Below are 6,455 nucleotides of genomic sequence, written 5' to 3' on the forward strand. Positions count from 1 at the left end.
GGTAGCGCAGGTACGGTAATATGCAAGTCAATACGATCTAGTAGTGGCCCTGAGAGCTTATCTTGATAGCGCTTGATCTGTTCAGGACGACAGCGGCAACGATTAGAGGCGTCGCCATCATAACCGCAAGGACACGGATTCATCGCGGCCACTAGCTGAAAGTTGGCAGGAAACGTCATTTGTGAGTTGGCGCGGCTAATGGTAATTTGCTTGGCTTCTAATGGTTGGCGTAGTACTTCTAACACCGTACGCTCAAACTCAGGTAATTCATCAAGGAACAACACGCCTTTATTGGCAAGGGTAATCTCGCCAGGTTTGGGACGTGAGCCGCCACCAACCAAGGCGACGGCTGATATGGTGTGATGCACTTGACGAAAGGGGCGCGTACCATAGTCATACTCGCTATCTGCGACCGAATAGGTACTAGCGACCTCTAACGCATCCTCAGCGCTAAGATCTGGCAGTATCGTTGGTAGGCGCGACGCCATCAAGGTCTTACCCGAACCTGGTGGTCCTGTAAATAGTAATGAATGCCCGCCAGCAGCTGCGATCTCAAGCGCTCGGCGCGCATGATGCTGACCCTTTACATCAGCTAAATCAACTTTATACCCTGTATGTTTGGGGGCTGGCGTTGGCACAACTGGTGTCAGCTGTTTGTCCGTCATGGTGGCATCCGTTAGCGCTTGCAGATGATCACAAACCGCCTTTAGACTTATCGCGCCAAGCACCTCTATACCGTCCACTCGGCTGGCCTCAGCGCCGTTAGCGCTTGGTACCATAAGCTGACGCGTTGCTAATGTCTCTTTTGTTATTGTCTCTTTTGTTACTGTCTCTTTTGACGCGGACTGTTCAGCCTTAATGGCTCGGGCAACAGCAAGGCTCCCAGTCACTTGTCGTAGCTCGCCATTTAGCGCCAGCTCTCCGATAAACTCAAACCCAGTGAGTACCTCAGGCTCAAGCTGACCACTGGCGGCCAAAATACCAATGGCAATGGGCAGATCCAAACGCGCGCCGTCTTTGGGCAAATCAGCTGGCGCAAGATTTATGGTTAAACGCCTGTTGGGGAACTGAAATCCTGAATTTATAATAGCTGAGCGCACCCGATCTTTACTCTCTCTGACTGCTGCGGCTGGGAGTCCGACGATAGTCAGTGCAGGCAAGCCTTGAGAGAGATGGACTTCGATGATAACTTGCGGAGCATGTAGACCGACTACGGAGCGGGTATAGACTTGCGCGAACGACATGAGCACTTCCTTATGCAGATTGATTGATAATAAAGTATTATCTACTGACGCGCAAATGTCGTGTCATTGATGATTTTTTTGAGCCAATAAACCCTTAGACCATAAATTACCCCTACTTTTATTAGGGATTTGATATAATAAAATGACATTACTAAACGTTTACAATATAAAAAAGGATACGGACATGGCAGAATTTGATCATTACGCACATGACGCGCCGCCTACTACCGTGCGCCCTACCGCCCAGCCTGACAACCCTTATGCTAGCACGCGCGGCAGTATCACCAGTAAGCAGCTCCCTGCCTTTGACGACGCCATTATCCAAAAATACAATCGTTCAGGGCCCCGCTACACGTCATATCCAACGGCACTAGAATTCTCCCCCATCGCTGAAAATCTAGAGACAAAAATACTCCAAAAGCGTGAAGCACGCACGCCATTATCTCTGTACTTTCATATCCCTTTTTGTCGTCATCTATGCTATTACTGCGCTTGCAATAAAATTATTACTAAAAAGAACAGTGACTCGGGCGATTATTTAGCGTATTTGATCGATGAGGTAAAACAAAAACGCCGTTTGCTAACTGCGCCAGAGGGTAGTGATAAGCCTATCGTTAAACAGCTGCATCTAGGCGGTGGTACGCCGACGTTTTTGCGCGATGAGGAGCTGGTGCAACTGTGGAAGTTTTTGCAGACGCAGTTTGAGTTTTTGGATGAGGATAAAGGGGATTACTCTATCGAGATTGATCCGCGCGAGCTTGGAGATAATACCCTCAAAACGTTGCGTAGTCTTGGTTTTAATCGCATTAGCTTAGGGGTGCAGGATTTGGATGACGCGGTGCAAATCGCTGTCAACCGCGTCCATTCAGCAGAATTGATTGCTCATATCTTGGCTGAGGCGCGCAAGCTTGGTTTTGGCTCTATCAACATTGATTTGATTTATGGTCTCCCGCATCAGACCCCTGATACACTTGCCAAGACCGTTGCACGCATCATAGAGATGTCACCTGATCGTCTGTCTGTGTTTAACTACGCGCATTTGCCTGAGCGTTTTAAAGCGCAGCGGCAGATCAAGGATGAGGATCTACCTAGCCCTAGCGACAAGCTCACTATGCTTGGCAATACGGTCAATATGCTCACTGCAGCAGGCTATCAATATATCGGTATCGATCATTTTGCCAAAGCGGATGATGAGTTGGCGATAGCACAGCGCGCCGGTAAATTACACCGTAATTTTCAGGGTTATACCATCATGGGCGATTGCGATTTGCTCGGCTTTGGAGTCTCAGCCATCAGCCAAATCGCCAATAGTAATACGCGCTATATTTTGCAAAACGATACCGACTTGCAAGCTTATAAGGAGAGTATTGATAAGGCACGTCATAACCCTAACCTGATTCCTGCTGTTAAAAGCATCAAAACCTCACTCAAAGACCGTCTGCGTGAGTACGTGATTATGAATCTGCTTTGTCACGACTATATCGACTTTAAAGACGTCAATCAAAAATTTGGTATTGATGCAGTGACTTATTTTATTGATGAGATCAGCCAGTTGGATGCTATGCAAAAAGATAAGCTGATAGATATGGATGCAGCGGGTATTCGCGTTTTGCCCAGAGGTCGCCTGCTTGGTCGCAACGTAGCGATGGTGTTTGATGAGTATCTAAGCGTCAAACATAAAGACCGTTTTTCTAAAGTGATTTAACCGTTCATAGTCACAAGAGCAGCCAAAAAAAAGACCTCAAGCGAGGTCTTTTTTTAAATTATGGACTACACTTTAAACTTATCACCGACCATACCTTTAACGGTGCTCAAAATATCAGCAGGTAACACGACCATTTTTGAATTATCAGACTCTGCCAGTTTACGAATCGACTTAATGTACTGCTCGCCAAGTAAGTAGACAATCGGCATCTCTTCATCACCCATCGCCGCGGTAATAAGGCGAATAGATTCTTCTGAGCCTTTGGCCAGTACCACTTGCGCTTCAGCATCGCGGCGTGAGGCTTCAAGGCGACCATCAGCTTCTAAGATAGCCGCTTGCTTTTGACCATCAGCACGGGTCACTGTTGCGCGGCGTAGACGCTCTGCTGCGGCCTGCTCTTCCATAGAGGCTTGCATGGTTTGTGAGGGGTTAATGTCTTGAATCTCAACGGTCTTTAGAGTAATACCCCAATCAGCGATATCTTCTGAGATAGCATGCTTGAGCAAAGCTTTGATCTCGTCACGACTAGACAGAGCATTGTCCAAATCCATCTCACCAATGATAGAACGAAGTGAGGTCTGTACTAAATTGCGGATACCATACTCATAATCTTCGATACCGTAGACCGCTTTGTCTGGACGGACAATATTGATATAAGCGACCGCGTTGGCAATAATGACAACATTATCGCGGGTGATGACTTCTTGTGATGGAATATCGAGTACGATGTCTTTGGTCGTCACTTTGTACGCCACTCTATCAATGAACGGAATAATCAGCGTCAGACCAGGCTCTAGCGTCTGATTGTATTTACCTAAGCGCTGAACCACCCATTTATAACCCTGCGGTACGATGCGTACCCCTTTAAATACGGTAAAAGCTACTAAGGCTATGAGAAGTATCATCACAATACTGACGCCACTCATGTTATTTATAATGCTGTTCATAGTGCTCTCCTTGAGCCATTGCTATCAAGAGCGCAGCAATGTTAAAAAATTTTGTCTAAATCATTACGGTGCTTGACTAGCGTTATATTTGTAGAAAAAATTCACACCACCTTTAGCTCTACGTCTGGTAATGTCAAAGTTCTGGCGATATCAAGGTAGCTTACAATAAAGATTCTGAACCATACCTCACTTATCGATAAACTTGTTCTTCAAGCGCACGCTATCAAGATTAGGTTTGTTGAGATCAAGCCGACTAGCTTTTGCTTTTTCGGGTATGACTCGGCTCTCAACAGGATTGATATTAGGATGAGTAGCAATACTTGGCGCGGCGATACGTTTGGTTGGTGCAACCATTAGATCGTTACCACTTAATCCTGTGACTATAACCCGATCGCCGACCTCTACGCTCTCACTACGAATACGACAAGGCCACTCATCAGCGCCAAAAATAGGGACATTAAAGCGGATGATTCCGGCAGTATTCTTTTGCGGTTTGAGTACGATCATACCCGTCTCACCAATGAGCGTACTACTATCTAGTCCTGCTTTACTGCGATTAATAGATAGCGGTTTGATATATTTGATCCAAGCAAACATAAATAGCACCGATAGTACAAGCCAGATAATCACTTGAAAGACTAAAGGCACAGGCAAGAGCCATGCTAGGGCGGCGACAATCAATGCTGCTGCGCCAAACCAAAGGCTTGCAAAAGTAGGAATAAATATCTCAGCAATCATCAACACAAAGCCAAGTACCAACCAATGCCAAGGCTCAATCATCCAAAGGGTCTCAATCATCGCTGTATGCTCCTATGCATTCCTATCCTTTAATGTAGCACAGTTAAGCGCTTACTATTCTCTTATAAATCAATAATATACTGTTATTTATAGCTTATCGGATTTGATAACCTAAAAGTTATTAATAAAAGTTATAGGCACAAAAAAACGACCACCGAAGTGATCGTTTTCATTAGATAATTGTACTATAGCCTAAAATTTAAAGTGAGCACCTACAGTGATACCATCTACATCTAAGTCTTCAACAGAAGGATAGAAATTATACATAGCTTCAATGCTCGCCATAGGAGTAAGGTTATACCCTAAACCTAAGCCACCAGCTACTCCTGTATCGGATTCGCTAAAACTATCGTTTTCACGCGTGTCAAAATTATCAGTATAATCGACATCAATCTCGTTTTTTGCAATACCTAAGCGGCCTTTAGCGTATAACGCAGTGTTAGGAAATACATAATCATAAGTAGCGTATAAGCCGTAAACATCACCACTATACTCTGCCTTTTCAAACTCATCATCAAAAGCATCAGCATCGTTAGTAGTCAGATACTCAGCTTCAACACCGAATTCTGGCGTGAACTTATAACCGCCATACACCCCATAAGAAAAAGCGTCATCATCAACATCATCAGGGCTATACTGACCAACTTTAACACCAGAATAAGGTTGTCCAGTATAACCTGCTACGCCAGAGAACAAAGCAGCTTGCGCGCTGACACTTAGTAGTGAACCTGCGACTAAAGCAATTAAAGACTTCTGTAAATTGTTCATATCTTTCCTTTAATAAAAGGCTGAAATTTAAAATATAGATTCGTCGTCTTTGGGCTCATACTGCAAGCTTTCGTGACAGATGCATAATAGCAAGAAAAATCGTTAGAACAAACAAATGTTTTTATGAAATGCAAACAAAAAACGACCACCAAGGTGATCGTTTTTTATATCAATTATAGTAATAAAATATTAGAACTTCAGATGAGCGCCTAATGTTAGAAGTGACGCATCAGCATCGCTATCCATCATGGCATATTCAGCTTCAACACTGAAATCTTGATTGACTGAATATCCTAAACCGATACCACCAGCAATGCCTGTATCACTTACAGAGTCACTGCCACCGCCATCAAAATCAGCTTCTAATTCTGTTTTAGCAATACCGAGTTTACCTTTTGCATATAAGGCTGTGTTCGGGAAAGCATAGCGGTAAGTACCGTAGGCACCGTAAGTCTTGACGTCATACTCTCCATTGAAGCCACTATCTAGATCCGCATCATCTGATCCGACGTATTCTACTTCCATACCAAAGTTTGGGTCAAAGTTATAACCTGCATAGATACCATAAGCAGTTGGATCATCACCGTCTACATCAGTGTCAAACTGACCAATCTTAGCACCAACGTACGGCTGACCTGTATAACCATTGCCGTAAGTAACAGCAGCTTGTGCACCAACGCTAACGAACGAACCAACAGCTAATGCGAGTAATGTTTTTTGTAGAGTTTTCATTGTATTCTCCATTAATTTAAATATGACAAACAAGTTATGTATTTATGTGAGCTTTTTGCTCTATCGTCCTGTTTGCTAACGATGAGTACATAGTAACAAAGTATTTCAAATACTCTGTAGCCTATTGAGGGCATGATGGTTAAGAAGTGCAAGCAATCATCTCCTAATGGGTTACAAAGGCTAAGATATGAAATCTTTTGTTACATGAGTAGATTTTGAGCAATATTTATGTCCATGAATGGCCTTTTTTAATTAAAAAAA

The 6,455-nt window shown here is 44.0% G+C and carries 6 protein-coding genes; 1 reads left to right on the forward strand and 5 read right to left on the reverse strand.

Annotation, left to right across the window (positions count from 1 at the left end; genetic code table 11):
* The coding region (locus ACTXGO_RS08170; RefSeq protein ID WP_443574000.1) for a YifB family Mg chelatase-like AAA ATPase at positions 1-1,244 on the reverse strand (1,244 nt) is incomplete at its 3' end.
* A 184-nt stretch (positions 1,245-1,428) separates the two neighbouring features.
* On the opposite strand from ACTXGO_RS08170, the gene hemN reads away from it, so the two are divergent.
* The gene (gene hemN, locus ACTXGO_RS08175) at positions 1,429-2,949 is read left to right on the forward strand and encodes an oxygen-independent coproporphyrinogen III oxidase (protein ID WP_443574001.1); all 1,521 of its coding nucleotides are present in this window, start codon (positions 1,429-1,431) and stop codon (positions 2,947-2,949) included.
* 65 nt (positions 2,950-3,014) lie between these two features.
* Here hemN and ACTXGO_RS08180 read toward each other — a convergent pair whose 3' ends face one another.
* The 4 genes from ACTXGO_RS08180 to ACTXGO_RS08195 all read right to left on the reverse strand — a co-directional run bounded on the left by ACTXGO_RS08180 (position 3,015) and on the right by ACTXGO_RS08195 (position 6,194).
* On the reverse strand, positions 3,015-3,875 hold the full coding sequence (locus ACTXGO_RS08180; RefSeq protein ID WP_435951080.1) for an SPFH domain-containing protein: 861 nt from the start codon (positions 3,873-3,875) through the stop codon (positions 3,015-3,017).
* A 207-nt stretch (positions 3,876-4,082) separates the two neighbouring features.
* Positions 4,083-4,694 (reverse strand): NfeD family protein, encoded by a 612-nt coding sequence (locus tag ACTXGO_RS08185; RefSeq protein WP_435949912.1) that lies wholly within the window; start codon positions 4,692-4,694, stop codon positions 4,083-4,085.
* Positions 4,695-4,886: 192 nt separating this feature from the next.
* The gene (locus tag ACTXGO_RS08190) at positions 4,887-5,462 is read right to left on the reverse strand and encodes a porin family protein (protein WP_443574003.1); all 576 of its coding nucleotides are present in this window, start codon (positions 5,460-5,462) and stop codon (positions 4,887-4,889) included.
* A gap of 189 nt (positions 5,463-5,651) precedes the next feature.
* Positions 5,652-6,194, reverse strand: coding sequence for a porin family protein (locus ACTXGO_RS08195; RefSeq protein ID WP_435949914.1), 543 nt, complete (start codon positions 6,192-6,194; stop codon positions 5,652-5,654).
* Between the last annotated feature and the right edge of the window lie 261 nt (positions 6,195-6,455).

It is taken from the genome of Psychrobacter sp. T6-1 (assembly GCF_052258445.1).

Excerpts from the sequence above, each read along its gene's own strand:
- ACTXGO_RS08190 (WP_443574003.1), bottom strand. The coding sequence starts at position 5,462 with ATGAACAATTTACAGAAGTCTTTAATTGCTTTAGTCGCAGGTTCACTA.
- ACTXGO_RS08180 (WP_435951080.1), bottom strand. The coding sequence starts at position 3,875 with ATGAGTGGCGTCAGTATTGTGATGATACTTCTCATAGCCTTAGTAGCT.
- ACTXGO_RS08195 (WP_435949914.1), bottom strand. The coding sequence starts at position 6,194 with ATGAAAACTCTACAAAAAACATTACTCGCATTAGCTGTTGGTTCGTTC.
- ACTXGO_RS08185 (WP_435949912.1), bottom strand. The coding sequence starts at position 4,694 with ATGATTGAGACCCTTTGGATGATTGAGCCTTGGCATTGGTTGGTACTT.
- hemN (WP_443574001.1), top strand. The coding sequence starts at position 1,429 with ATGGCAGAATTTGATCATTACGCACATGACGCGCCGCCTACTACCGTG.